The organism is Nonomuraea sp. NPDC000554 (assembly GCF_040300065.1).
Taxonomy (GTDB): Bacteria; Actinomycetota; Actinomycetes; order Streptosporangiales; family Streptosporangiaceae; genus Nonomuraea.
In genome coordinates this window covers 1-1,788 of record NZ_JBEPDC010000073.1, presented here as the reverse complement: position 1 = coordinate 1,788, position 1,788 = coordinate 1, and the positions used below count along the sequence as shown (strand labels likewise).

At 69.1% G+C, this 1,788-nt stretch carries 1 protein-coding gene; it reads left to right on the top strand.

Annotated features, from left to right (window positions below; all coding sequences use genetic code 11):
* Positions 1 to 26: 26 nt before the first annotated feature.
* Positions 27 to 1,788, top strand: a 1,762-nt coding sequence (locus ABT294_RS50675) for a SpnB-like Rossmann fold domain-containing protein (protein WP_350813741.1), incomplete at its 3' end; no start/stop codon positions are given.

Genomic DNA, 1,788 nt, shown 5'->3' with positions numbered 1-1,788 from the left:
GGGTGGATCATCCGCTGTTGGGTGCGGTGGTGGAGTTGCCGGAGCAGGACGGTGTGGTGCTGACCGGCCGCATCTCTGTTAGCACGCATCCGTGGTTGGTTGATCACGCGGTCGGGCAGGCGGTGGTCTTCCCCGGCACCGCCTTCGTCGAACTCGCCGTGCGTGCGGGTGACGAGGTCGGCAGCCCGGTCCTGGAAGAGCTGACTCTCGAAACGCCGCTGGTGATCGACGGCGAGGAATCGGTGCAGGTCCAGGTGGCTGTGACGGCCGCTGGCCGGGATGGTCGGCGTGAGGTGAGCGTGCATGCCCGCGCCGGTCAGCGGCCGTGGACGCGGCACGCCACCGCAACCCTCACCACAACAAGCACGACAGACCATGAGCAGTGGGAGCAGTGGCCGCCAGCAGGCGCCGAGCCGGTGGACGTATCCGGCCATTACGAGACGCTGGCTGCTGCCGGCTACGGGTATGGGCCGGCTTTCCAGGGGCTCAAGCGCGCCTGGATCCGTGAGGGCGAGGTCTTCGCTGAGGTCGAACTCGGCGAGCAGGAGGCGGCTGAAGCGGCCCGTTACGGTATCCACCCCGCGCTGCTGGATGCTTGCCTGCACGCCACCGGGCTCACCGGGCTCACCGGGGAGCTGGCTGAGGGGGTGGCGCTGCCGTTCGCGTGGAGCGGGGTGGAGTTGCTGGCTTCCGGCGCCCAGCAGGTGCGCGTCCACATCGTGCCCGGGGAGGGCGGCGCGGTCGGCATCCGGATCGCCGACGGCACCGGCGCCCCAGTCGCGATCGTGTCGAGTTTGGTGTCGCGTCCGCTGCCTGCAGACGGCCTGTCCTCACGCGCAGGTAACGGGCACGAGGCGCTTCACCGCCTGCAGTGGGTGATGCCGCCCAGTTGGAACCCGCCTCATGTAGAAGGGGCGATAGCGGTAATAGGCACGGTCGGTGAAGACGACGCACTGACCGAGGCCCTGCATCGCAACGGCCTGAAGGTGCGCTCGTACGCCGATCTTCAATCGGCAAGCACTGACAAGGACGTCACGACCCTGGTCATCCCCTGCCAGACTCGCCAGCCAGATGACCAAGGACCTCTGGAGGACCTGCGTTCTGAGCTGGATCGGGTCGTGGGGGTGTTGGGTGGGTGGCTGGCTGATGAGCGGCTGGCTGAGATGCGGCTGGTGCTGGTCACCACCGGTGCGGTGACCGTCGAGACCGATCCCGATGCGGGTGGTTTGGTGGGGGCGGCGGTGTCGGGGCTGGTGCGTTCGGCTCAGGCCGAAAACCCCGGCCGGATCCTGCTGATAGACCTCGACAATGCGGCCGAATCGCTCACCGCCCTGGCCTCACTGCTGGGGATGGAGGACGAGCCGCAGGTGGCCATACGTGCCGGCCGGGTGCTGGTGCCACGCCTTACCTGGGCCGAGTCCGGCGACGACCTTCCCCTCCCCGGGGGATCGGGCGGGTGGCGGTTGGACTGCCCGGTCAAGGGCTCCCTCGACGGGCTGAGCCTGGTGCCAGCACCCGAAGCCGATCGGGAGTTGGCCTCGGGCGAGGTGCGGGTGCAGGTCCGCGCCGCCGGGCTGAACTTCCGCGACGTGGTCGTGACGCTGGGCATGGTGCCCGAACAGGGCGAGCCGATCGGTGGTGAGTTCGCCGGTGTCGTGGCCGAGGTCGGCCCTGAGGTGGAGGGGCTGCAGGTCGGGGATCGGGTGATGGGCCTGGGGGAAGCGGCGTTCGCTCCTCGCTTGGTGGTCGATCAGCGGTTGCTGGTGGCGTTGCCGGCCGGTTGGTCGT